Source organism: Janthinobacterium agaricidamnosum NBRC 102515 = DSM 9628, from assembly GCF_000723165.1.
In the GTDB taxonomy this organism is placed as follows: domain Bacteria; phylum Pseudomonadota; class Gammaproteobacteria; order Burkholderiales; family Burkholderiaceae_D; genus Janthinobacterium; species Janthinobacterium agaricidamnosum.
In genome coordinates this window covers 3,756,132-3,780,488 of record NZ_HG322949.1, presented here as the reverse complement: position 1 = coordinate 3,780,488, position 24,357 = coordinate 3,756,132, and the positions used below count along the sequence as shown (strand labels likewise).

General features: G+C 60.9%; 23 protein-coding genes. 21 read left to right on the top strand and 2 right to left on the bottom strand.

Annotation, left to right across the window (positions count from 1 at the left end; all coding sequences use genetic code 11):
* Nucleotides 1-67 precede the first annotated feature (67 nt).
* The gene (gene rlmD / locus GJA_RS16105; protein ID WP_038494065.1) at nt 68-1,408 is read left to right on the top strand and encodes a 23S rRNA (uracil(1939)-C(5))-methyltransferase RlmD; all 1,341 of its coding nucleotides are present in this window, start codon (nt 68-70) and stop codon (nt 1,406-1,408) included.
* Between the two features lie 154 nt (nt 1,409-1,562).
* On the opposite strand, the gene GJA_RS27430 is transcribed toward rlmD, so the two are convergent.
* Nucleotides 1,563-1,814, bottom strand: a complete 252-nt coding sequence (locus tag GJA_RS27430) for a hypothetical protein (RefSeq protein WP_144241568.1) — start codon at nt 1,812-1,814, stop codon at nt 1,563-1,565.
* A 110-nt stretch (nt 1,815-1,924) separates the two neighbouring features.
* Between GJA_RS27430 and GJA_RS16100 the strand changes: the two genes are divergently transcribed.
* The 4 genes from GJA_RS16100 (at nt 1,925) to GJA_RS16085 (ending at nt 6,561) form a co-directional block, all read left to right on the top strand.
* Nucleotides 1,925-3,613: a glycosyl hydrolase family 18 protein gene (locus tag GJA_RS16100; RefSeq protein WP_242404559.1), complete on the top strand. Its 1,689-nt coding sequence runs from the start codon at nt 1,925-1,927 to the stop codon at nt 3,611-3,613.
* Between the two features lie 119 nt (nt 3,614-3,732).
* On the top strand, nt 3,733-4,755 hold the full coding sequence (locus GJA_RS16095; RefSeq protein WP_038500086.1) for a cupin-like domain-containing protein: 1,023 nt from the start codon (nt 3,733-3,735) through the stop codon (nt 4,753-4,755).
* Between the two features lie 147 nt (nt 4,756-4,902).
* Complete coding sequence (locus tag GJA_RS16090; protein ID WP_422567914.1) at nt 4,903-5,628, top strand: HPP family protein; 726 nt, start codon at nt 4,903-4,905, stop codon at nt 5,626-5,628.
* Between the two features lie 45 nt (nt 5,629-5,673).
* Nucleotides 5,674-6,561 (top strand): LysR family transcriptional regulator, encoded by an 888-nt coding sequence (locus GJA_RS16085; protein WP_038494062.1) that lies wholly within the window; start codon nt 5,674-5,676, stop codon nt 6,559-6,561.
* 43 nt (nt 6,562-6,604) lie between these two features.
* On the opposite strand, the gene GJA_RS16080 is transcribed toward GJA_RS16085, so the two are convergent.
* Entirely contained in the window at nt 6,605-7,291 is a 687-nt protein-coding gene (locus GJA_RS16080) for a Bax inhibitor-1/YccA family protein (protein WP_038494059.1), read from the bottom strand.
* Between the two features lie 301 nt (nt 7,292-7,592).
* Between GJA_RS16080 and ndk the strand changes: the two genes are divergently transcribed.
* The 16 genes from ndk to GJA_RS16000 all read left to right on the top strand — a co-directional run bounded on the left by ndk (nt 7,593) and on the right by GJA_RS16000 (nt 24,265).
* The gene (gene ndk, locus GJA_RS16075; protein WP_038494056.1) at nt 7,593-8,006 is read left to right on the top strand and encodes a nucleoside-diphosphate kinase; all 414 of its coding nucleotides are present in this window, start codon (nt 7,593-7,595) and stop codon (nt 8,004-8,006) included.
* Between the two features lie 75 nt (nt 8,007-8,081).
* Nucleotides 8,082-9,257: a dual-specificity RNA methyltransferase RlmN gene (rlmN, locus tag GJA_RS16070; protein ID WP_038494053.1), complete on the top strand. Its 1,176-nt coding sequence runs from the start codon at nt 8,082-8,084 to the stop codon at nt 9,255-9,257.
* Nucleotides 9,257-10,075: a type IV pilus biogenesis/stability protein PilW gene (pilW, locus tag GJA_RS16065; protein WP_038494049.1), complete on the top strand. Its 819-nt coding sequence runs from the start codon at nt 9,257-9,259 to the stop codon at nt 10,073-10,075. The genes rlmN and pilW overlap by 1 nt, the downstream gene beginning before the upstream one ends.
* 13 nt (nt 10,076-10,088) lie before the next feature.
* Nucleotides 10,089-11,075, top strand: a complete 987-nt coding sequence (locus GJA_RS16060; protein WP_038494046.1) for a RodZ domain-containing protein — start codon at nt 10,089-10,091, stop codon at nt 11,073-11,075.
* Nucleotides 11,076-11,077: 2 nt separating this feature from the next.
* Nucleotides 11,078-12,358 carry a flavodoxin-dependent (E)-4-hydroxy-3-methylbut-2-enyl-diphosphate synthase gene (ispG, locus tag GJA_RS16055; RefSeq protein ID WP_038494042.1) on the top strand — a complete coding sequence of 427 codons (1,281 nt, stop codon included), beginning with the start codon at nt 11,078-11,080 and terminating at the stop codon, nt 12,356-12,358.
* A 56-nt stretch (nt 12,359-12,414) separates the two neighbouring features.
* The gene (gene hisS / locus GJA_RS16050) at nt 12,415-13,773 is read left to right on the top strand and encodes a histidine--tRNA ligase (protein ID WP_038494039.1); all 1,359 of its coding nucleotides are present in this window, start codon (nt 12,415-12,417) and stop codon (nt 13,771-13,773) included.
* Nucleotides 13,774-13,842: 69 nt separating this feature from the next.
* Nucleotides 13,843-14,496, top strand: a complete 654-nt coding sequence (locus tag GJA_RS16045) for a tetratricopeptide repeat protein (RefSeq protein WP_038494037.1) — start codon at nt 13,843-13,845, stop codon at nt 14,494-14,496.
* A 78-nt stretch (nt 14,497-14,574) separates the two neighbouring features.
* Nucleotides 14,575-15,720 (top strand): outer membrane protein assembly factor BamB, encoded by a 1,146-nt coding sequence (gene bamB / locus GJA_RS16040; RefSeq protein ID WP_038494034.1) that lies wholly within the window; start codon nt 14,575-14,577, stop codon nt 15,718-15,720.
* A gap of 4 nt (nt 15,721-15,724) precedes the next feature.
* On the top strand, nt 15,725-17,068 hold the full coding sequence (gene der, locus GJA_RS16035) for a ribosome biogenesis GTPase Der (protein WP_038494031.1): 1,344 nt from the start codon (nt 15,725-15,727) through the stop codon (nt 17,066-17,068).
* A gap of 215 nt (nt 17,069-17,283) precedes the next feature.
* Nucleotides 17,284-17,520, top strand: a complete 237-nt coding sequence (hfq, locus tag GJA_RS16030; protein WP_008450615.1) for an RNA chaperone Hfq — start codon at nt 17,284-17,286, stop codon at nt 17,518-17,520.
* Between the two features lie 57 nt (nt 17,521-17,577).
* Nucleotides 17,578-18,795, top strand: coding sequence for a GTPase HflX (hflX, locus tag GJA_RS16025; RefSeq protein WP_038494026.1), 1,218 nt, complete (start codon nt 17,578-17,580; stop codon nt 18,793-18,795).
* 1 nt (nt 18,796) lies between these two features.
* Nucleotides 18,797-20,095, top strand: coding sequence for an FtsH protease activity modulator HflK (gene hflK, locus GJA_RS16020; RefSeq protein WP_038494023.1), 1,299 nt, complete (start codon nt 18,797-18,799; stop codon nt 20,093-20,095).
* Nucleotides 20,095-20,991: a protease modulator HflC gene (hflC, locus tag GJA_RS16015; RefSeq protein ID WP_038494020.1), complete on the top strand. Its 897-nt coding sequence runs from the start codon at nt 20,095-20,097 to the stop codon at nt 20,989-20,991. Before hflK ends, hflC begins: the two co-directional genes overlap by 1 nt.
* A gap of 232 nt (nt 20,992-21,223) precedes the next feature.
* The gene (locus GJA_RS16010; protein WP_038494019.1) at nt 21,224-22,384 is read left to right on the top strand and encodes an ATP phosphoribosyltransferase regulatory subunit; all 1,161 of its coding nucleotides are present in this window, start codon (nt 21,224-21,226) and stop codon (nt 22,382-22,384) included.
* Nucleotides 22,385-22,387: 3 nt separating this feature from the next.
* Nucleotides 22,388-23,701, top strand: a complete 1,314-nt coding sequence (locus GJA_RS16005; RefSeq protein ID WP_038494016.1) for an adenylosuccinate synthase — start codon at nt 22,388-22,390, stop codon at nt 23,699-23,701.
* A gap of 18 nt (nt 23,702-23,719) precedes the next feature.
* Complete coding sequence (locus GJA_RS16000; protein WP_038494013.1) at nt 23,720-24,265, top strand: phosphoribosyltransferase; 546 nt, start codon at nt 23,720-23,722, stop codon at nt 24,263-24,265.
* Nucleotides 24,266-24,357: the final 92 nt, after the last annotated feature.

The window sequence follows — 24,357 nt, the reverse complement described above, 5'->3', positions numbered from 1 at the left end:
CCCCGCTCACGCCCGGCCCTGCACTTGGCGGCCCGCTTTTCGCGGCTAACCTTATCTATTGAACGCTATGCAAGAAAATATCATCGAAATCGAATCGCTCGACATGGACGCCCGCGGCGTCGGCCATTTGCACAATGAAGACGACACGCCGGGCAAGGTGGTGTTCGTCGAAGGGGCGTTGCCGGGCGAGCGCGTCAGCTTTGTCACTTTCAAGAAAAAGAAAAACTGGGAAGCGGCGCGCATGACCGCGCTGCACCGCGAATCGTCGATGCGGGTCAAACCGAAATGCGTGCATTTCGATAACTGCGGCGGCTGTTCGATGCAGCACCTGGAGCCAACTGCCCAGGTCGCCATCAAGCAGCGCGTGCTGGAAGATAACCTGTGGCACATCGGCAAGGTGCGGCCGTTGACCGTGATGCGGCCGATGTACGGCCCGACCTGGGGCTACCGTTACCGGGCACGCCTGTCGGTGCGCCACGTCAAGAAAAAAGATGCGGTGCTGGTCGGTTTCCATGAAAAAAAATCGGCCTTCGTGGCCGACATGGATAGCTGCGAAATCTTGCCGCCGCACGTATCGGCGATGCTGTTGCCGCTGCGCGCGCTGATCGCTTCGCTGTCGATTTTCGAGCAAATGCCGCAAATCGAACTGGCGGTCGGCGAAGACGTCACCGCGATGGTGCTGCGCATCATGGCGCCGCTGACGGCCGACGATGAAACCAAATTGAAGGCGTTTGCCGACCAATGGGGTGTGCAATGGTGGTTGCAGGTCAAGGGGCCGGAAACCGCCGTGCCGTTTTATCCGCTGGATAAGCAATTGCACTATTTGTTGCCGGAATTCGGCGTCAAGATGCCGTTCAAGCCGGTCGATTTTACCCAGGTCAACCACCACATCAACCGGGTGCTGGTATCGAAGGCGCTGCGCCTGCTGGAAGTGCAGCCCGAAGACCGGGTGGCCGACTTGTTCTGTGGCCTGGGCAACTTTACCTTGCCGCTGGCGACGCAGGGCAGTGAAGTGGTTGGCATTGAGGGTAGTACCACTCTGACCGAACGGGCGCTGGAAAATGCCAAGGCCAATGGTTTGTCGGCCAAGACCTCGTTCTCGACGCGCAATCTGTTTGAAGTGACGACCGAGGATTTGATCGCGCTGGGCAAGTTCGACCGCATGCTGATCGACCCGCCGCGCGATGGCGCGATGGCCCTGTGCCAGGCGCTGGCCGGCTTGCGCCAGGTGCGCCCCGAGATGCTGCCGAAGCGCATCGTCTACGTGTCGTGCAGCCCGTCGACGCTGGCGCGCGACGCCGGTATTTTAGCGCTGGAAGCGGGATATATCCTCAATAAGGCGGGTGTCGTCAACATGTTCCCGCACACTTCCCACGTTGAATCGATGGCGGTATTTGATCTGGCTTAAACGCGGCTCAGGTAAGGAACCCACGCGGGGCGGCCAGGCAGGCGCCCCGTCTTTCTTCGTACTACCCCGCCTGATGCCGCCGGCGATCACCGCTGGCATCATGCAGCGCGGCGGTGCAGGTCGATTTCACACATTTCCCAATCCGGCGTCACGGTTATAGCAATTCCGCATATTCTTCTGCCATTTCAGATTGATACCACTTCGATTTTGACGGCGAATTGGTCTTGTCCGGTGCATGCCATTGGGCGGCGTTTTTTTGTCCCAATATGTCATTCTGGCGACAGGCCACTTGCCCGGAGGAAATAAAGCGGTTTCCATGTCGCTCATTTGTTTTTATGCCACAAGTGGTATGGCGATTTTTGATGCCACTATAAAACCACTTGACCACCATTTTTGAAAGACGCATTCTCGATTCCGCTCACTCAACAACAGAAAAAGGGCTGACGCAGGGGTAGTTTTACATTTAAAAAAGAATCGGGCAGGAACGAATTCCATCAACTGAAATCAGGAGAAGACGTGGAAAATGTAATCTTAAAAAATACGATCAAAAACATGGTGCTGTTGCTGGCCAGTGGCGGTTTACTGGCGGCATGCGGCGGCGATTCCTCCAACTCCGCGGCGCAATCGAAAATGCTGGCGGCCAGCGCCAGTGCGGCGGCCTGCAGCGCGCCATGGGTGGCCAGCACGGCCTACACCGGCGGTGCGACGGTCAGCTATAACGGCGTGAACTACAAGGCCAACTACTGGACCCAGGGTAACAACCCGGCGACCAGCAATGGCGGCCCTGGCACTGGCCAGCCGTGGACCAAGGTCGACGACTGCTCGGCCACGCCGACTCCGACGCCTACCCCGACGCCTACTCCCACCCCGACGCCCACCCCGACTCCAACGCCCACCCCGACGCCGACCCCGACCCCGACCCCGACCCCAACGCCGAATGGCCGCGAAGTCGGTTCGTATTTTACGCAATGGGGCGTGTATGACCGCGACTATGAAGTGGCCAACATCCAGTCCAGCGGCGTGGCCGGCAAGCTGACCTTCATCAACTACGCTTTCGGCAATATCTACGCCAAAAACGGCGGTTACGAGTGCGGCATGATCACCAAGGCCGAACCGGGCGCGTCCAATCCGAACGCGCCGGACGCCGGTACCGGTGGCGACGCCGAGTCCGATTACATCCGCACCCCGAAACGCACGGTCGATGGCCAGGCGATTCCATGGGATGCGCCATTGTCGGGCAACTTCCTGCAGTTCAAAAAGCTGAAAGCGTTGAATCCGAACTTGAAAGTCCTCATTTCGCTGGGCGGCTGGAGCTGGTCGAAGAACTTCTCCGTGGGTTCCGCCACCGATGCGCTGCGCAAGCAACTGGTACGTTCCTGTATCGACATTTACCTGAAAGGCAACTTGCCGGTGCAAGGCGGCCGTGGCGGTCCGGGTGCGGCCAAAGGCGTGTTCGACGGTATCGACATCGATTGGGAATACCCGGTCGGCGGCGGCCAGCCGTACAACACCAACAGCCCTGCCGACAAGCGCAACTACACCTTGCTGATGGCGGAATTCCGCAGCCAGCTCGATGCGCTGGGTGCGATCGACGGCAAGCGTTATCTGTTGACGGCGGCGGTCGGCGCGGGCAAGGACAAGGTCGACAATACTGAAGCGGCCCTGTACTCGCAGTACATGGACTGGATCAACGTGATGACCTACGACTTCCATGGCGGCTGGGAAAATACCACCAACTTCAACGCCCATCTGTATGCCGATCCGAACGATCCTTCGGTAGGCGTGGTGCGCGAATACACGGCCGACAAGTCGATCCAGTATATGATCGCCTCAGGCGTGCCGCGTAGCAAGCTGTTGTTCGGTATCCCATTCTATGGCCGCGGCTGGACCGGCGTGGCGCCTGGACCGAATGGCAACGGCCTGTACCAAAGCGCGACCGGCCCGGCTCAGGGCAAGTATGAGTCGGGCATCGAGGATTATCAAATTCTCGCGACCAAGCCTGGCACCCGTTATTACCATCCGGTCACCAAGCAACTGTACCTGTACACCGGTGCCGGCGGCCAATGGTGGAGCTATGACGATGCGACTGTGATCGGCACCAAGGTCCAATACGTCAAGGATCAAAACCTGCGCGGTGCGTTCTCGTGGGAATTGGACGGCGATCCTTCCGGCACGCTGGCAACTGAAGTCTGGAAAGCCCGGTAATCCGGCGCTGTCACTGACTCACTGACGGGTGGTGCATGGGTTGTTACCGTGCACCACCTTTTTGCGTTATTAACGATACCTGAGCGTCACCTTGCCACAAGGAGAATGATATGGACCGGATGCGTGCCTTGCCGACTGCGCAATCGACTGACTTGAGCGACCAATGGCGCGGCTGGATCGCGGAAAACCTGATACTGGGAACCGCGCCGGGCAGCTTGATCCCGATCTTGATGCAGTCTGGCATCAGCGAACACGTCGCCACGCTGGAAGTGGCGCTGGCCTTGAAAAGTCCGTACCTGCAGGGCGCCAACCGTTTGAAGAACCGCTTGCTGAAGCGCGACTGGGTGCTCGGCATCCAGTGCAAGCTGAACCGTTTGCGCGCGCCGCAGATCGAACGGCGCCACCAATTGACGGCGCAAGAATTTCTCGACGAGTATTACAGCATCAACCAGCCGGTGATCATCACCGGCATGATGGAAGACTGGCCGGCGCGCCAAAAATGGAGCGCGGATTATTTCCGCGGCAAATTCAGCGAGCGCGAAGTGGAAGTACAGTTCGGCCGCAACGCCGACGACAATTACGAACTGAACAGCATCGCCCATAAACGCAAGATGGCGTTCGGCGACTATGTCGAGCTGGTGCAAAACAGCGGCAAGACCAACGATTTCTACATGACCGCCAATAACGATTCCTTGAACCGGCGCGCGTTGACGGAATTATGGGACGACATCGGCCAATTGCCGGAATACCTGAAACCGGACGGCCAGGCCCGCGGTTTCCTGTGGTATGGCCCGGCCGGCACGGTGACGCCCTTCCATCACGATTTGACCAATAACTTCATGGCGCAAGTGAGCGGACGCAAGCGGCTGCGCATCATCCCGGCCTGCGAAACGGCCAACGTGGCCAATCACCGCCATTGTTTCACCCAGGTCGACGGCCGTAATATCGACTTGCAGCGCTTCCCGCAAATGGCCAATGTGCAAGTACTGGAATGTGTGCTGGAACCGGGCGAAATCCTGTTCTTGCCGGTCGGCTGCTGGCATTTTGTCGAAGGACTGGATATCTCGGTGACGGTGGCGTTTACCAATTTTAAATGGGATAACGATTTTTATACCATGTACCCCAGCCATCACGATTTCTGAACGCGTCGGCAATCGCCAGACTAACCGGCCGTCAGGCCGGTTTTCATTTTCAGTGCAAAAATATTGATATAAACAGTCAATATCTTTCATTATCCTGCTGTGAATGGCGATGCGATAATCTTGCTCACTCTTCAGAACGAGATGATCTTGCGTCCTTTTACCGCCTGGCTGCACAGCTTCTTACCCGCCGCGTATTCCACTTCCAGCCACATCAGCAACAAGGAGCGCTTGCGCAGCTGCCTGGGCGCCTTGCTTGGCATTGGCGTGACCGCGGCTGCCACGCGCCTGCTGCTGGGACCGGAGGCCGGCTTGCCGATCCCGATGCTGATCGCGCCGATGGGTGCGTCTGCCGTGCTGCTGTTCGCGGTGCCGGCCAGTCCGCTGGCCCAGCCGTGGGCGCTGGTCGGCGGCAACCTGGTGTCGGCCTTGTCCGGCATCACGTGCGCGCGCTGGATCGGCGATCCGCTGGCCGCGGCGGCACTGGCGGTCGCCATGTCGATTGCCTTGATGTTCTGGCTGCGCTGCATCCATCCGCCATCGGGCGCGGTGGCCTTGACGGCGGTGCTGGGCGGACCGGCGATCCATGCGCTGGGCTATGGTTTTGTATGGCTGCCGGTCGGTCTCAATACCTTGATACTGCTGGCGGTGGCGATCGTGTACCACGCCGCCACGCGCCACGCCTATCCGCACCGCGCGCCGCTGCCGGTGGCGCCTGACCGCCATGCCACGCTGCTGCGGGCCGAACTCGACGCGGTGCTGGCCAGCCGTAATGAAGTGCTGGACGTCGATATCGGCGACTTGCAGGAAGTGCTGGCGGAAGTCGAAAGCCGCATGCTGCGCCGCCAGCCTGAGCCGCTGCGCAAGGCCGCATAAGGTCACGATGCTTGGTCATCATGAACAGATGCAATAAGATGGCGCATGGATATCAACTTGGCCCGTACCTTTCTGGAAGCCGCCGCCAGCGGCAGTTTTATCGTGGCGGCGCAGCGCTTGCACCTGACCCAGACGGCGGTCAGCGCGCGCATCCGCGCGCTGGAGCAGCAACTGGGGCGCCGGCTATTCGTGCGCAACAAGGCTGGCGCGCGGCTGACGCCGGCCGGCGAGCGTTTCATGCGCCATGCGGCGACCATGGTGCAAGTGTGGGAGCGGGCCCGCCAGCAAGTGGCGCTGCCGCCCGGCCGCGAAGACGGCGTCGGCATCGGCGGCGAGCTGAGCTTGTGGCATCCGCTGCTGGCCGACTGGCTGATCTGGATGAAACGTCATGCCCCTGAAATCGCCTTGCGGACCGAAGTCGATAGTGCGCCGCGCCTGCTCGATGGGGTGCAGGACGGCTCGCTCGACCTGGCCGTGCTGTACAACCCGCCGCAGCGGCCGGGCCTGGTCAGCGAATTGCTGGCCGAGGAAAAACTGATCATGATCACCAGCAGCGCCGACGGCATGCTGGACCCGGATGTCTACGTGTATGTCGATTGGGGTCCGAGTTTTGCCGCCAATCACCATGCAGCCTATCCTGAACTGGGCAATCCGCCCGTGACGGTATCGCTGGGACCGTTGGCGCTGACGTATCTCCTCAGCGTCGGCGGCGCCGGTTATTTCCGCAGCGGCACGGTGCAGCCTTTCCTTGACGCAGGTCAGCTGTACCGCGTCGCTGGCGCGCCGGAGTTTTCGCATTCGGTGTACGCGGTGCATGCGGGGCAGGGCGGCAATCCGACCGTGGAGCGGGCCCGTGGCGGCTTGCGCGAGGTGGCGGCCGGCCATGGCGGAGCGGGCTTGCGGCATACCATCGAGGCTCGTCCACAGGCATAAAAAAACCGGCCATGGGCCGGTTTTTTTGCGTTACGTATGCATCTTAATCGCGGCTGCCGCCGGCGAAGCCCAGCAGCGACAGCAGGCTGGTGAAGATGTTGTACACATCGAGGTAGATGCGCAGCGTGGCCGAAATGTAGTTGGTTTCGCCACCGTTGATGATTTGCTGCACGTCATACAAGATGTAGGCCGAGAAAATCGCGATCGCCATCACCGAGATCACGATCGACAGCGCCGACATGCCCAGGAAAATGTTGGCCACCGATGCCAGGATCAGCACGATCACGCCGGCGAACAGCCATTTGCCCATCGCCGAAAAATCGCGCTTCGATACCGTGGCGATAGTCGCCATCACGGCCAGAATGGTCGCGGTGCCGCCGAATGCCGTCATGATGAGTGCGCCACCGTTCGAATAACCGAGGGTGCGGGTCAGGATCGGCGTCAGCATCAAGCCCATGAAGAAGGTGAAGCCGAGCAATACGGCAACGCCGAGGCCGGAATTCTTGGTTTTTTCAATCGCGAACATGAAGCCGAAGGCGATTGCCATGAAAATGATGAAGCCCATGCCGCCATGCAGCATCGGCAGGTGCAGCTGCACGCCGACGAAGGCGCCCAGCACAGTAGGGATCATCGACAGCGCCAGCAGCCAATAGGTGTTGCGCAGTACGCGATGGCGTACTTGCTGCATGCCGCCCGACAGGTCAAAGGTTCGTTGCATGTTCTGATTCATACTGCCTCCAAGTCGTGGTTCAATTCTGGAAGTGTCTAACAAAATCTCCCCGGTCGTGTGGTATTGCGTCACCCCGAGAATTTTGTTAGACACCCCTAGCTCAGGTTATTCCTTATGCAAAGCATAGCATGACTGCTGATTTTCGCAAAAAAACCTGCTTAAGAATCAATTAAACAAGTTATTTGATGATGCCATCAGCGCAAGCTTATGGGTGATGCAGGGTGTTGTATGGTAAAATCGAAGGTTGATTGAGTTATCAATTTATCGTTTTAAACCTTTCTTTTTATTGGAGTTTTCACAAATGGCAATCGAACGCACCCTGTCGATCATCAAACCAGACGCAGTTGCAAAAAACGTAATCGGCCAAATCTACAGCCGTTTCGAAAACGCTGGCTTGAAAATCGTCGCTGCTCGCATGACCCAACTGTCGCGCGAACAAGCTGAAGGTTTCTACGCCGCGCACAAAGAACGCGGCTTCTTCAAAGACCTGGTCGATTTCATGGTGTCGGGCCCAGTCATGATCCAGGCCCTGGAAGGCGAAAACGCCGTTCTGGCACACCGCGACCTGATGGGCGCGACCGATCCTAAGAAAGCGGAAAAAGGCACCATCCGCGCCGATTTCGCCGATTCGATCGACGCTAACGCCGTACACGGTTCCGACGCTGTCGAAGCTGCTAAAGTAGAAATCGCTTACTTCTTCCCGGAAGTGGCTTAAGTTAAGTAATACACCGCCGTTTCCGCCGCGCCGCTGCGCGCGGGAACGGATTTTTAGAATTGTTTTGAAAAAATTATGAACACGACGACACTCACCAACTTGCTGGACCTCGATCCCGCGCAACTCATCGCTTATTGCGCCGAGTTGGGAGAGAAACCGTTCCGTGCCAAGCAATTGCAACGCTGGATACACCAGTTCGGCGCGTCCGATTTCGACGCCATGACCGACCTGGCCAAGTCGCTGCGCGACAAGCTGGCGACCCGCGCCGAAGTGCGCGCGCCGGCCGTGATCAGCGACCATACCTCGACCGACGGCACGCGCAAGTGGCTGGTCGACGTGGGCAACGGCAATGCCGTGGAAACCGTGTTCATTCCGGAAGATAACCGCGGCACATTGTGCATCTCGACCCAGGCCGGCTGCGCCGTCAATTGCCGCTTCTGCTCGACCGGCAAGCAAGGGTTCAACCGCAACCTGACGGTCGGCGAAATCATCGGCCAGCTGTGGATGGCGGAATTTGAATTGCGCAGGACCAAGGGCATCGAACCCGGCCCGAAAGGCGAACGCCAGATCACCAACGTGGTGATGATGGGCATGGGCGAGCCTTTATTGAATTTCGAACCGACCGTCACCGCGCTCAAGCTGATGCTGGACGATAACGCCTACGGCCTGTCGCGCCGCCGCGTGACCTTGTCCACCTCGGGCGTGGTGCCGATGATGGACAAGCTGTCGCAAGAGGTGCCGGTGGCGCTGGCGGTGTCGCTGCATGCGTCGAACGATACGCTGCGCGATGGCTTGATTCCACTGAACAAGAAATATCCGCTGAAGGAATTGATGGCGGCCTGCAAGCGCTACCTGGAATTCGCGCCGCGCGATTTCATCACCTTCGAATACTGCATGCTGGACGGCGTCAACGACAGCGACGAGCATGCGCGTGAATTGCTGGCGCTGGTGCAAGACCGCGAATTCGGTCTCAACTGCAAATTCAACCTGATTCCATTCAACCCGTTCCCGGAATCGGGTTTGTTGCGGTCGAAAAATCCGCGCATCAAGGCGTTTGCCCAGGTGCTGATGGATGGCGGCATCGTCACCACCGTGCGCAAGACGCGCGGCGACGATATCGACGCCGCCTGCGGCCAGCTGGCCGGCGAAGTCCAGGACCGCACCCGGGTCCAGCAGCGGATGGAAAAAATGAGCGAATATCAGCAAAAATTCGGCGCCAACTTCGGCAAGATCGTGGAGATCCGTTCCTGATGCCGGGACTGGTACAGCGCTGCGCGCTGCCGCTGGCCGCTTTATGCCTGGCCGGGCTGCTGGCTGGCTGTGCCGGCGGCGCCGGGAATGGCAGCGGCACGGCCGAATTGCTGACCAGTTCCGATATGACGGCGGGGCAAAAACGCGCCGAAATCCGCCGCGAGCTGGCGATCGGTTATTACCAGCAAGGCCAGCTGGAGGTGGCGCTCGATGAAATCAAGAAGGCGTTGCAAGCCGATCCGGACAGCGCCGAATCGTATGGTGTGCGAGCACTGATTTATTCGGACATGAACCAGTTGCCGCTGGCGCAAGATAATTACCAGCGCGCCCTGAAGCTGGCGCCAAATAATGCTGACCTGAATAATAATTATGGGGCATTCCTGTGCCATCATGGCCGTGAAAAGGAAGCGCTGCCGTATTTCGACCTGGCGCTGAAAAATCCGGCCACCGATGCCTCCAAGGGCAATGTGTTGAACAATGCTGGCTCTTGCCGTGTAAACTTGAAGGATTACGCTGGCGCCGAACCGTATTTATTGCAAGCGTTGCAACTGACGCCGGATTTGCTGGAAACCAATTTCAACCTGGCGCGCGTGTATTACGGGCGCGGGGATTATCAACGGGCCGGCTCTTTCATGACCAGGCTGAGTAAAATAGCAAAAATGGAGAGCCTGACAGCCGATGTGCTGTGGCTCGGAATCAAGGTGCAGCATAAGCTCGGCGACACGGGTGCGGAAGCTGGCCTGGCGACGCAATTGCGCCGCCGCCATGCCGGTTCGGCCGAGTATGCTGCTTATCAACGTGGGGCGTTTGATGAGTGAGACAGGGATACCAATGAATGCAGAGTGGGCAGAGCAGCCACAGCCCCAGCGCAACCTGGGAGCGCCGGGCGCGCAACTGAAGGCGCAGCGTGTGGCGCTGGGCTGGAGCATCGAACAGGTGGCGGACCAGCTGAAGCTGGCGCCGCGCCAGGTCATCGCACTGGAAGACGGCGATACCGCGGCCTTGCCGAACCTGGCGGTGGTGCGCGGTTTTGTGCGCGCCTACGCCAAAGTGGTCAAGCTGGACGCCGCGCCGCTGGTGGCGATGATTGCCGTCAATCAGGAGCCGGCCCAGGAAGCCGCGCCGGCCCGGCGCGAAATCTCGGCCTCGTTTTCCGAATCGCGCTTTCCGTCGCTGACCCAGCGGTCGTCGAACAAGGCCGGCTGGATCGCCGGCGCGGTGCTGGTGGCGGCGCTGGCCGCCGCTTTCGGCGCCTATAAAATGGGATATATTCCGCCATCGCTGCTGGCGCACGCCGACAAGGATGCGGTGCACGCCCCGGCGGTGGGTACGGGCGCGGTCGAAACCACGCTGGTCAAGCCGGGCCAGGATTTGTCGCCGCTGCCGTCGCCGACCAATTCGGTGCCGCTGATTTCGGTGCCGCCGCCAGCCGGCGACAGCGCGGCCGCGACCTCGAATGTGGCGCCGGCGATTGCACCGGCGGTGCCGGCCACCGCAGTCCCGGCTCCGGCCCCGGCGGCAACGCCGGCCGCCGCGCCAGTGGCCGCCCCGGCGGCCGGCACTGATGCCGCCGCGGCGGCCAATGCGCTGGTGTTGACCACGACCCAGGATTCCTGGATCGAAGTGCGGCGCAGCGCCGGCGGCGCGCCGCTGATGTCGCGCCTGGTCAAGGCGGGCAGTACGGAAACCGTCAACGTCACCGAACCGGTGCTGCTGGTGGTCGGCAAGCCGGCCGGCGTGCAAGCGACCTTGCGCGGCGCGCCGCTGACACTGACGCCAGTGCCGGGCGGTACCACTTCACGTTTGAATCTGAAATAATCATGGCTTCCCCGACTACAGTTATCGAAGCGATCGGCTCCGGCCCGTCGTCCCGGCGCGACAGCCGCAGCGTGTTGATCGCCCACGGCCAGCGCCGCATCTACGTCGGCGGCAATGCGCCGGTGGTGGTGCAGTCGATGACCAATACCGATACCGCCGATGCGATCGGCACCGCGATCCAGATCAAGGAACTGGCGCGCGCCGGTTCCGAGCTGGTGCGCCTGACGGTGGACCGGCCGGAAGCGGCCGCCGCCGTGCCGTACATTCGCGAACAGCTCGACAAGATGGATATCGACGTGCCGCTGGTCGGCGATTTCCATTACAACGGCCACACCTTGCTCAACGATTATCCGGATTGCGCGCGGGCGCTGTCGAAGTACCGCATCAACCCGGGCAACGTCGGCAAGGGCGCCAAGCGCGACACGCAATTCGCGCAAATGATCGAAGCGGCCTGCAGATATGACAAGCCGGTGCGCATCGGCGTCAACTGGGGCAGCCTGGACCAGGCGCTGCTGGCGCGCATCATGGATGAAAACGCCGGCCGCGCCGAACCCTGGCCTGCGCAGGCGGTGATGTATGAAGCGCTGGTCACGTCGGCGATTGAAAACGCCGTGCGCGCCGAACAGCTGGGCCTGGCGCGCGACAAGATCATCTTGTCGTGCAAGGTGTCCGGCGTGCAGGATTTGATCGCGGTGTACCGCGAACTGGCCAGGCGCTGCGACTACCCGCTGCACCTCGGGCTGACCGAGGCGGGCATGGGCAGCAAGGGCATCGTCGCGTCGACCGCCGCGCTGTCGGTGCTGCTGCAGGAGGGCATCGGCGACACGATCCGCATTTCGCTGACGCCGGAGCCGGGCGGCGACCGTAGCCGCGAAGTGATCGTCGGCCAGGAAATCTTGCAAACCATGGGCTTGCGCAAGTTCGCGCCGATGGTGATCGCCTGTCCGGGTTGTGGCCGCACCACCTCGACCACGTTCCAGGAGTTGGCCGATAATATACAAAGCTATTTGCGCGAGCAGATGCCGGAATGGAAAAAAGCCTATCCGGGCGTGGAAGGCATGAACGTGGCCGTGATGGGATGCATCGTCAACGGCCCGGGCGAATCGAAACACGCCAATATCGGCATCAGCCTGCCCGGCACCGGCGAATCGCCGGCCGCGCCGGTATTTGTCGACGGCCAGAAAGTGGTGACGCTGCGCGGCGAGCGCATCGTCGAGGAATTCCAGGACATCGTGCTGGACTACGTGAAAAGCCATTACGGCAAACAGGCGGCCACGGTCTGACTAGCCCGGCTGCAAGCAATTGCGGCCTTCAAGAACACAATAGAAGATAGAACATCATGTCAGAAAATAAAAAACCAGCAAAGATCAGCGCCGTCAAAGGCATGAATGATTTGCTGCCGGCCGATGCGCCGCTGTGGGAATTGTTTGAAAACACTGCCCAGTCGGTCTTCCAGAGTTATGGCTTCCAGCATATCCGCACGCCGATCGTCGAAGAAACCAGGCTGTTTGCGCGCGCCATCGGCGCCGTCACCGATATTGTTGAAAAGGAAATGTATTCGTTCACCGACTCGATGAACGGCGACTTGCTGACGCTGCGCCCGGAAGGCACGGCCGGCGTGGTGCGCGCGGTGGTCGAGCACAACCTGGTCTACGAAGGTCCGAAACGGCTGTGGTACAAGGGCCAGATGTTCCGCCACGAGCGTCCGCAAAAGGGCCGCTACCGCCAGTTTTACCAGTTCGGCGCGGAAGCGATCGGCTTCACCGGCCCGGATATCGACGCCGAAATGATCATGATGTGCCGCCGCCTGTGGGATGACCTGGGCCTGGAAAATATCCGCCTGGAACTGAACTCGATCGGCGACGCGGCCGAGCGCCAGCTGCACCGCGCCGACTTGATCGCCTACCTGGAAGGCCACGCCGACTTGCTCGACGAAGAGGCAAAGCGTCGCCTGCACAGCAATCCGCTGCGCATTCTCGATACCAAGAATCCCGCCATGCAAGACATGGTCGATGGCGCGCCGAAACTGCTCGATTACCTGGGCGCGGAATCGCTGGCCCACTTCGAGGGCGTGCAAAAGATCTTGAACCACAACAATATTCCGTTCACCATCAATCCGCGCCTGGTGCGCGGCCTGGATTATTACAACCGCACCGTGTTCGAGTGGGTCAGCGACAACCTGGGCGCGCAAGGCACGGTATGCGCCGGCGGCCGCTACGACGGCATGGTCGAAATGTTCGGCGGCAAGCCGACCCCGGCGGTCGGTTTTGCGATGGGCATCGAACGCCTGGTGTTGCTGATGAAGGACGCCGGCGCGCCGGAAGCGCCGGCGCTGTGCGACGTGTATCTGGTGCACCAGGGCGAGGGCGCGCAATTGCAAGCGTTCGTGCTGGCCGAGCGGATACGCGATGCCGGCCTGGACGTTGTGCTACATTGCGCTGCGAGCAACGGCGGCGCGGCCTTCAAGAACCAGATGAAGAAAGCCGACGCCAGCGGCGCGGCGTTTGCCGTGATCCTCGGCGACGCCGAAGTCGAGCAGCATGTGGCCAACGTCAAGGCGCTGCGCGAAGCCGACGCCGAGCAGCAGCAAAGCGCGGTGCCGTTCGACGATGTGGTCGATTACCTGGTTGACCAGATTGTCGGCAGCAACGATTGCGGCCATGACCACAGCGATGGCCACGTGCATTATCATCACTGATTAGATTGTGTTTTACCCCGTCGCTGTTCCCGGTTTCACCTTTGATTAACTACCCAAAACTGAATAGACATGGCATACGATCACGAAGAACAAGAACAATTAGCTTCCCTCAAAGCATGGTGGAATCAGTACGGCAACCTGACTTCCTGGGTGCTGATAGTCGCGCTGGCAGGTTATAGCGGCTGGACTGGCTGGAAATATTACCAGCGCACCCAGTCGGCGTCGGCGTCGCAGCTGTATGACGAGTTGCAAAACGCCGTCAAGGCCAAGGACAATGCCAAGGTGCAGCGCGCCGCCGGCGACATGCAGTCGCGTTTCGGCGGCACCACCTACGCGCCGATGGGCGCGCTGGTGGCGGCCAAGAGCGCGTTCGACGCCAACGACTTGAAAGCCGCCAAGGCCCAGCTGCAATGGGTGGCCGACCATGGTTCCGAGGAATACCAGGCGGTGGCGAAGCTGCGCCTGGCGGGCGTGCTGCTGGATGAAAAAGCCTACGATGAAGCGCTGAAAGTGCTGGCTGGCGACACCACCGCGCAATTTGCCGGCGCCGTGGCCGACCGCAAGGGCGACATCCTGGTGGCGCAAAACAAGATCGCCGAAGCGCGCACCGCCTACCTGGCCGCGCTGGCCGCGACCGACAAGAAAAGCCCTGGCCGTCAACTGATCGAAGTCAAGCTCGAAGCGATCGGCGGCACCTTGCCTGACGCAAAAGCAGCCGCTTAATATCGCGGTCCGCGGCGGCAGCGCCAGGGCGCCGCCGCCGCGGCTATAGAAAAACAAGAGATAGGTAGGGTTAAACTCATGCGCATCACCGAGAAACTGATAGCTGCAAGCTTGCTGGCCGTGCTGGCCGGATGTTCGTCATTAAATCCGTTCGCCTCCAAGGAAACCAAGAACCAGCCGGCCAAGCTGGTCGACATCAAGTCGCAATTGCCTGTCAAGACCAGCTGGAAATACTCGATCGGCAAGGCTGGCGTGTACAGCTTCACGCCGGCGCTGGCCGATGGCAGCCTGTTTGTCGCCAGCAACGACGGCGCGCTGGCGCGGCTCGACGTGCAAAGCGGACGCGAGCAGTGGCGCGTCAAGGCCGGCAATGAGCTGACCGGCGGCGTCGGCAGCGATGGCGCGGTGGTGGCGGTGGGCGGCATCAAGGGCGTGGTGCTGGCTTTCGACGGCCAGGGCAAGCCATTGTGGACCCAGCAGGCTTCCAGCGAAATCCTGTCGGCCCCGGTGGTCGGCCAGGGCGTGGTGGTGGTGCGCAGCGTGGATAACCGCATCGTCGGCCTGGATGCCAGGACCGGCGAAAAGAAATGGACCGTGCAGCGCACCACGCCGGCCCTGACGCTGCGCAATGCGCCGGGCATGGTGATCGGCGGCGCCAACGTGTACATCGCCCAGCCGGGCGGCAAATTGCTGGCCTTGGCGCTGGCGACCGGCGTGCAGCGCTGGGAATCGGTGGTCGGCGAGCCGCGCGGCGCGACCGAGCTGGAACGCGTGACCGATATTTCGGGCACGCCGGTACTGTTCGATAAGGATATCTGCACCGTGACGTACCAGGGCAAGGTGGCCTGCTTCGACGCTGCTACCGGCGTCAGCCGCTGGAACAAGGACCAGTCGTCGGATGTCGGCGTGGCGGTCGACCAGCGCTTCGTCTTCACCGCCGATGAAAAAGGCGCGGTCTCGGCCTTCAGCCGCGAAGGCGGCCAGAATGCATGGAAAACCGACACGCTGGCTTTCCGCCGCCTGTCGACCCCGGCATCGTTCGGGCGCACCGTCGCCGTCGGCGACTATCAGGGTTACATCCACTTCCTGTCACGGGAAGATGGCGCAATAATAGGTCGTGTCAGCACCGACGGCAGTTCGATCGTATCGGACCCGGTCATCGCCGGCACGAATTTGATTTTTCAAACCCAATCAGGGACAGTGACCGCTTTCGCGGTCGAGTAATACAATGAAGCCGGTAATTGCACTAGTAGGTCGACCCAACGTTGGGAAATCGACTTTATTCAATCGTCTGACCCGCTCGCGCGATGCGCTGGTGGCGGACTTGCCTGGGTTGACGCGCGATCGTCACTATGGCGAGGGCCGTGTCGGCGAACGTCCCTTCCTGGTCATCGATACGGGCGGTTTCGAGCCCGTCGCCAAGGAAGGCATCATGCACCAGATGGCCTTGCAAACCAAGCAAGCCGTGGCCGAGGCCGACGTGGTGGTCTTCATCGTCGACGGCCGCCAGGGTTTGACGCCGCACGACAAGACCATCGTCGACTTCCTGCGCAAGAGCGGTCGTCCGGTATTGCTGGTGGTTAACAAGAGCGAGGGCATGCGCTATACGGCGGTGGTGTCCGAGTTCTACGAACTGGGCATGGGCGATCCGTACGCGATTTCGTCGGCCCACGGCGACGGCGTGACCGACCTGGTCGAAGTGGCGCTGGACCTGGCCTTTGCGCAGCGTCCGGAAGAACCGGAAGAGCTGGAAAAAGCCGACCGCGGCATCAAGATCGCCATCGTCGGCCGGCCGAACGTCGGCAAGTCGACGCTGGTCAATACGCTGCTGGGCGAAGAGCGCGTGATCGCCTTCGACATGCCGGGCACGACCCGCGACTCGATCGAGATTCCGTTCGAGCGCGACGGCCAGAAATACACGCTGATCGATACCGCCGGCATCCGCCGCCGCGGCAAGGTATTCGAAGCGATCGAGAAATTCTCGGTGGTGAAAACCCTGCAATCGATTTCCGAAGCCAACGTGGTGGTGCTGCTGCTCGACGCGCAGCAGGATATCTCGGAGCAGGATGCGCATATCGCCGGCTTCGTGCTGGAAACCGGCCGTGCGCTGGTGGTCGGCGTGAATAAATGGGATGGCTTGCAATCGCACCAGCGCGACGAAATCAAGATCGATATCGACCGCAAGCTGGACTTCCTGTCGTTTGCCCAGACCCACTTCATTTCGGCGCTGAAGGGCAGCGGCATCGCTCCGCTGATGAAGTCGCTCAACGCGGCCTACGCGGCCGCCATGTGCGACCTGTCGACGCCGAAGCTGACCCGCGCGCTGATCGAGGCGGTGGAGAAGCAGGAACCGCGCCGCAAGGGATCGATCCGTCCGAAACTGCGCTATGCGCACCAGGGCGGCATGAACCCGCCGGTGATCGTGATTCACGGTAATGCGCTGGACGCCGTCGGCGACCCGTACAAGCGTTATCTGGAAAAACATTTCCGGGATACATTCTCACTGGTCGGCACGCCGTTGCGCATTGAATTGCGTACCGGTAAAAATCCATTTGCCCGAACGCCGAAATAAAACCCGGCAGATGCCTTCTGGCGTAACGTTTGCGGCAATACCGCGTTAATACGGCTCAGGTCGTATAAAAAAAATAAGGTTCGTGCGACAGGCAGCGCAAAAACAGGTTACAGTAGCTCCGAGGCATCATTCTCTTTGCAGAGAATGATGCCCCAGCACTTGAAATCAAGCGAGTCGCCTCCAATTCTTAAATACAACAACATTATGGAGCTGTTATGAGCAACAAAGGGCAACTGTTACAAGACCCATTCCTCAATGCATTACGCAAAGAGCATGTTCCAGTGTCGATTTACCTGGTTAATGGCATTAAATTGCAGGGCCATATCGAATCTTTCGATCAATATGTCGTGTTGCTGCGCAATACGGTAACCCAGATGGTTTATAAGCATGCCATCTCGACAGTGGTGCCGGCTCGCGCCGTCAATCTCAATATTGAATCCGAAGCGGAGTAAACCGTTGAGCATGACGGTCCCAGGCCGGGCCTTCCACTCAACCATCGCCGGGCTGCCATGCGCGCGGCCCTAGTCGGCGTCGATTTCGGCCAGGGCGACTTTGCCGCCAGCGTCGAGGAATTGACGTTGCTATCGCGTTCCGCGGGAGCGGAGCCGATCATGACCATCACGGCAAAGCGCTCCAGTCCCGATTCCGCATATTTCGTCGGTAGCGGCAAGGCCGATGAAATCGGCGACGCCGTCCTCAACGACGGGCTGGAAATCGTCATCTTCAACCACGCCTTGTCGCCTGCCCAGCAGCGCAACCTGGAAAAACGCCTGAATACCCGGGTGCTCGACCGTACCAGCCTGATCCTCGATATCTTTGCGCAGCGCGCCAAGAGCCACGAAGGAAAATTGCAGGTCGAGCTGGCCCAGTTGCAGCATCTGGCCACCCGCCTGATACGCGGCTGGACCCATCTGGAACGGCAAAAAGGCGGTATCGGCTTGCGCGGTCCCGGCGAAACCCAGCTGGAAACCGACCGCCGGCTGATCGGCGACCGTGTCAAGGCCTTGCGCGCGCGGCTGGAAAAGCTGCACAAGCAACGCGAAACCCAGCGCCGCTCGCGCGGCCGCAGCCATACGTTTTCAGTGTCGCTGGTCGGTTATACCAATGCCGGCAAGTCGACCCTGTTCAACGCCGTGACCAAGGCCGGCGTGTACGTGGCCGACCAATTGTTCGCCACCCTGGATACCACTTCGCGGCGGGTCTATCTCGGCCAGGAAGTGGGCAACGTGGTGATCTCGGACACGGTCGGTTTCGTGCGCGAATTGCCGCACCAGCTGGTGGCGGCTTTCCGCGCCACGCTGGAAGAGACCATTCACGCGGATTTGCTGCTGCACGTCGTCGACGCCGCGTCGCCGGTGCGCATGGAGCAGATCGAACAGGTCAACCTGGTCTTGAAAGAGATCGGCGCCGATCACATTCCGCAGATTCTGGTGTGGAACAAGATCGACGCGGCTGACCTGGAGCCGTCGGTCGAACGCGATGAAAACGACAAGCTGCACCGCGTTTTCATCAGTGCCCGGACCGGCAGCGGTCTCGACCTGTTGCGTGAGGCCATCGTCGAAGCGGCCAGGGACGCGCCGGCGGCGGCCCATCTCTATCATCACGGCGACGCCGCAATGCAGGACGATCAGGCGGATGATCTGCAGGATGACGCCGGCCAGGATCAGGCAGTAGAAGCTGACCAGGCTGATAGTATTCCAACCCACTCCCAAGTCGGAACACGATAGTATGCTTGTCAACCTCAACAAAAAACTAGGCTTGAAGTTATCCCTCAACGATCCCCGCTGGGGCAATCGCAAGGATGACGGCAAGAAAGCCCAAGAAGGCAAAAAGCCAGGCGAAGGTCCTCCCGACCTCGACCAACTGTGGCGCGATTTCAACCAGCGCCTGAACGCCTTTTTCGGCCAGAAGAACCGGCCCGACAATGGCGGTGGCGCGGGGGGCGGCGGCCAGCGTCCGGACATGAAGGGCGCCGGCATCACCGCCGGCGTGGTCGGCGGCATCGCCGTGCTGATCTGGCTTGCCAGCGGCGCCTTCATCGTCCAGGAAGGCCAGTCCGGCGTGGTGCTGACGTTCGGCAAATACAGCCATACCACGCCGTCCGGCTTCAACTGGCGCCTGCCGTATCCGATACAGTCGAATGAAATCGTCAACGTGTCGCAAGTGCGCACGGTGGAAGTCGGCTACCGTTCGACGCTGAAGAACAAGCAGGCCGGCGAATCGCTGATGCTGACCGACGATGAAAACATCATCGACATCCAGTTCGCGGTGCAATACACGCTGAAGGACCCGGTGGCCTGGCTGTTCAACAACCGCGACGCGGAAGAGTCGCTGCGCCAGGTCGCCGAAACGGCGATCCGCGAAATCGTCGGCCGCAGCAAGATGGACTTCGTGCTGTATGAAGGCCGCGAAAAGGTCGCCTTCGACACGCAGCAGCTGATGCAGCATGTGCTGGACCGTTACGCGGTCGGCGCGCAAATCACCAACGTCACGATGCAGGCGGTGCAGCCGCCGGAGCAGGTGCAAAGCGCGTTCGACGACGCCGTCAAGGCGGGCCAGGACCGCGAGCGTCAAAAGAACGAAGGCCAGGCCTACGCCAACGACGTGATCCCGAAAGCGCGCGGCGCGGCATTCCGCCTGATCCAGGAAGCCGAGGCATACCGTTCGCTGGTCACTGAAAACGCCGAGGGTAATGCTTCGCGCTTCCAGCAAGTGCTGGTCGAGTACCAGAAGGCGCCGGCCGTCACGCGCGACCGGATGTACCTGGAAACCATGCAGCAAGTGTTCTCCAGCGCCAGCAAGGTCATGGTCGACGCCAAGAACGGCAGCAACCTGCTGTATCTGCCGCTCGACAAGCTGATCTCCCAGGCCGCCGCCGGCGACGCCACGGCAGCCGCGGCGCGCGCGGCCGCCAGTGCCGCCGCCGCGCCGCAGCCGCCGGTCAATGCCGTGCTGCCGCAGGAAGTCGTCATCGAAGGGTCGCGCAGTCGTTCCCGGGATTCCTCACGTGAACGGGAGAGTCGTTAATGAATCGTATCGTAGCAGCCCTGATCGCGGGCTTTATCGTGATCCTGCTGTTGTCGTCCACCGTGTTCGTGGTCGACCAGCGCAAGTACGCCATCGTGTTCGCCCTGGGTGAGGTCAAGCAGGTGATCAGCGAGCCGGGCTTGCACTTCAAGCTGCCGCCGCCGTTCCAGAACGTGCTGTACCTGGACAAGCGCATCCTGACCATCGATACGCCTGAACCGGAACGTTTTATCACCGCCGAAAAGAAAAACATTTTGGTCGATGCCTTCGTCAAATGGCGCATCATCGAACCGAAACTGTATTTCGTCAGTTTCGGCGGCGATGAGGGCCGCGCGCGCGACCGCATGTCGCAAATCGTCAAGGCGGCGCTGAACGATGAAATCACCAAGCGCACCGTGCGCGAAGTGATTTCGGGCCAGCGCGGCAAGGTGATGGAATCGATCCGCGCCAAGGTGGTGGCGGAAGCCAAGCTGATTGGCGTCGAGATCATCGACGTGCGCCTGAAGCGTGTCGATTATGTCGAGCAGATCAATAACTCGGTGTACGACCGCATGAAGTCGGAGCGGGTACGGGTGGCGAATGAATTGCGTTCGACCGGTTCGGCCGATTCGGAAAAAATCCGCGCCGACGCCGACAAGCAGCGCACCGTGATTTTGGCCGAAGCCTACCGCGACGCTGAAAAGATCCGCGGCGAGGGCGATGCCAAGGCGTCGCAGATTTACGCCCAGGCGTTTGGCAGGAACCCGGAGTTCTACAAGTTCTACCGCAGCCTGGAAGCGTATCGCGCCACCTTTAAAAATCATGGCGACGTGATGGTGGTCGACGCCAATTCGGACTTCTTCAAATACTTCAAGGGTTCCGGCTCCGCCGGCCCGGCGGCTCCGGCCAGGAAGTAAGTCTGTAGCGGCTACGCCGCAAGCCCGTCGGGGCCGGTTTTTGAGTGTCGCTATTTTCCAAAAATGGCGTCGCGCAAAGGCCGGCCCCGATGTTTTTGGCACATCATTTTGGCAATTCCTCCCTGTAACGCCATATTTTCGCGTAAAATATCAGGTTCGGCCTCTTGCCTGGCGCGCCCGCCGCTGCCTCGCATGGTGCATTTTTCAACTTTCTTCCGTAACTCGCTCCCTCATGCCGAATTGGCTTTTGCCCGAAAATATTGCCGATGTTTTGCCGTCGGAAGCGCGCAAGATCGAAGAGCTGCGTCGTTTGATGCTGGATAATTTCCGTCTGTACGGATATGAACTGGTGATGCCGCCGCTGCTCGAATACCTGGAGTCGCTGATGACCGGCGCCGGCAAGGATACCGACCTGCGCACCTTCAAGCTGGTCGACCAGCTGTCGGGCCGCATGCTCGGCCTGCGCGCCGACATGACCACCCAGGTGGCGCGCATCGATGCGCACTTGCTGAACCGCGCGTCGGTGACCCGCTTGTGCTACGCCGGCAGCGTGCTGCACACCCGTCCGTCGGGTTTGCACGCGACCCGCGAACCGCTGCAGATCGGCGCCGAAATGTATGGTCACGGCGGCCTGGAAGCCGACGCTGAAATCCAGGAACTGGCGCTGGCCTCGCTGGCCCTGGCCGGTTTCACCGAAGTGCGGCTGGACTTGTCGCATGCCGGACTGCTGCGCGCCATCATCGTCGAAGACGCGGCCGCGCTGAAGGACGAAGCGGCGCTGTACGCGCTGCTGCGCGCCAAGGATGCGCCGGGCCTGCGCGACATCAGCGCCGGGTACGGCGCCGCCACGCGCGGCGCCTTGCTGGCGTTGCCGGGACTGTATGGCGACATCGACGTGCTGGCGCGCGCCCGCGAAGTCTTGCCGGCGCTGCCGGGCGTGACCCGCGCGCTGGCCGAACTCGCCGCGCTGGCCGGCTCGGCGTTGGGCCGCGCCGAGGTGGCGATCGATCTGGCCGACTTGCGCGGCTATCAATATGAAAGCGGCGCGATGTTCGCCTTGTACGTGCCGGGCTTGCCGAACGCGGTGGCGCGCGGCGGCCGTTACGATCACGTCGGCGAAGCGTTCGGCCGGGCCCGCCCGGCGACCGGCTTTTCGCTCGACTTGCGCGAACTGGCGCGCCTGTTGCCGACCGCGGAGCGCAAGCATTCGATCCGCGCACCGTGGGGCAACGCACCAGAATTGAAGGAAAAAATCGCCGCGCTGCGCAAAGCGGGCGAGGTGGTGATCCAGAGCATGCCTGGTCACAGTAATGAACAAGACGAGTTCGAGTGCGATCGCGCGCTGGTGCTTGCCGATAATGGTAGTAGCTGGATTCTTAAAAACTTAGGTTAAGTGATGTCAAAGAAAATTATGGCAAAGAACGTCGTTGTCATCGGCACCCAATGGGGCGATGAAGGTAAAGGCAAGATCGTCGACTGGTTGACCGATCACGCCCAGGGCGTGGTGCGCTTCCAGGGCGGCCACAATGCAGGCCACACGCTGGTCATCGGCGGCGTCAAAACCGCCTTGCAACTGATCCCTTCGGGCATCATGCGCCCGGGCGTCGCCTGCTACATCGGTAACGGCGTGGTGGTGTCGGTGCCGGACGTGCTGCGCGAAATCGACAAGCTGGAAAAAGTCGGCGTCGAAGTCGCGTCGCGCCTGAAAGTGTCGGACGCCGCACCGGTGATCCTGCCTTACCACTCGGCGCTCGACCTGGCCCGTGAAGCGGCGCGCGGTGCGGCCAAGATCGGCACCACCGGCAAGGGCATCGGCCCGGCCTACGAAGACAAAGTGGCGCGCCGCGCGATCCGCGTCGCCGACTTGCTGAACGAAAAACGTTTCGCCGAAAAACTGGCCGAAAACCTGGATTACCACAATTTCGTGCTGGAGCACTACCTGAAGGCGCCACGCGTCGAGTACCAGAAAACCCTGGATGACGCGCTGGCCTACGTGCCGCGTTTGCGTCCGATGGTGACCGACGTGTCGAGCGCGCTGTACGCCGCGCACAAGGCCGGCGCCAACCTGCTGTTCGAAGGCGCGCAAGGTTCCTTGCTCGACGTCGACCACGGCACCTATCCGTTCGTCACCTCGTCCAACTGCGTGGCGGGCAATGCGTCGGCCGGCGCCGGCGTCGGTCCGAACATGCTGCACTACATCATGGGCATCACCAAGGCCTACACCACCCGCGTCGGTTCCGGTCCGTTCCCTTCGGAACTGCCGACCGATGCAGGCGTGGGCCACCATCTGGCGCAAGTCGGCCATGAATTCGGCACCGTGACGGGCCGCGCCCGCCGCTGCGGCTGGTTCGACGCTGCCTTGCTGCGCCGCTCGGTGCAAATCAACGGCGTGACCGGCATGTGCCTGACCAAGCTGGACGTGCTGGACGGCATCGCAACACTGAAACTGTGCACCGGCTACACCATCGACGGCGTGTCCGTGGACATCTTCCCGTCGGGCGCGGAAGAAGCCGCCCGTTGCGTGCCGGTGTACGAAGAGATGCCGGGCTGGACCGAAAGCACCGTCGGCGCCAAGTCGCTGGCGGCGTTGCCGGCCACCGCGCGCGCCTACATCAAACGTATCGAAGAATTGGTCGGTGTGCCAGTCGATATGGTATCCACCGGTCCTGACCGCGAAGAAACCATCGTCTTGCGCCATCCATTCGAATAACCAGAGTAAAGAACTGACATGACTACCCCACAATCGAACGATCAACACCTCTGGGTCAACTGGGACGAGTACCACCGCCTGATCGAGCGCCTGGCGCTGAAGGTGTACGAATCGGGCTGGAAATTCGACCAGGTGCTGTGCCTGGCGCGCGGCGGCGTGCGTCCGGGCGACGTGTTCTCGCGCATTTTCGACTTGCCGCTGGCGATTTTGTCGACCAGCTCGTACCGCGAAGAAGCCGGCACCGTGCGCGGCGACCTCGACATCGCCAAGTACATGACCATGACCAAGGGCCCGCTGGCCGGCCGCATCTTGCTGGTGGACGACCTGGCCGACTCGGGCGTCACGCTGAACAAGGTGACCCGCCACTTGAAGGACAACTTCGAAGGCGTGACCGAAGTCAAATCGGCGGTGATCTGGCTCAAGGGCAGCTCGGTGGTGCGTCCGGATTACTTCCTGGAAGAACTGCCGCACAACCCATGGATACACCAGCCGTTCGAAGACTACGACGGCCTGCGCCCGCATCAGCTGGCGGCGTGGATTAAAAAAGGCGAAGCGGCGAAGTAATTTGCCGTGGTATTTGCTGGTACAAAAAAGACGATCGTTGGATCGTCTTTTTTTATACCGCAGCGCAGCATCGCTCCTCGCTTCTGATCTCG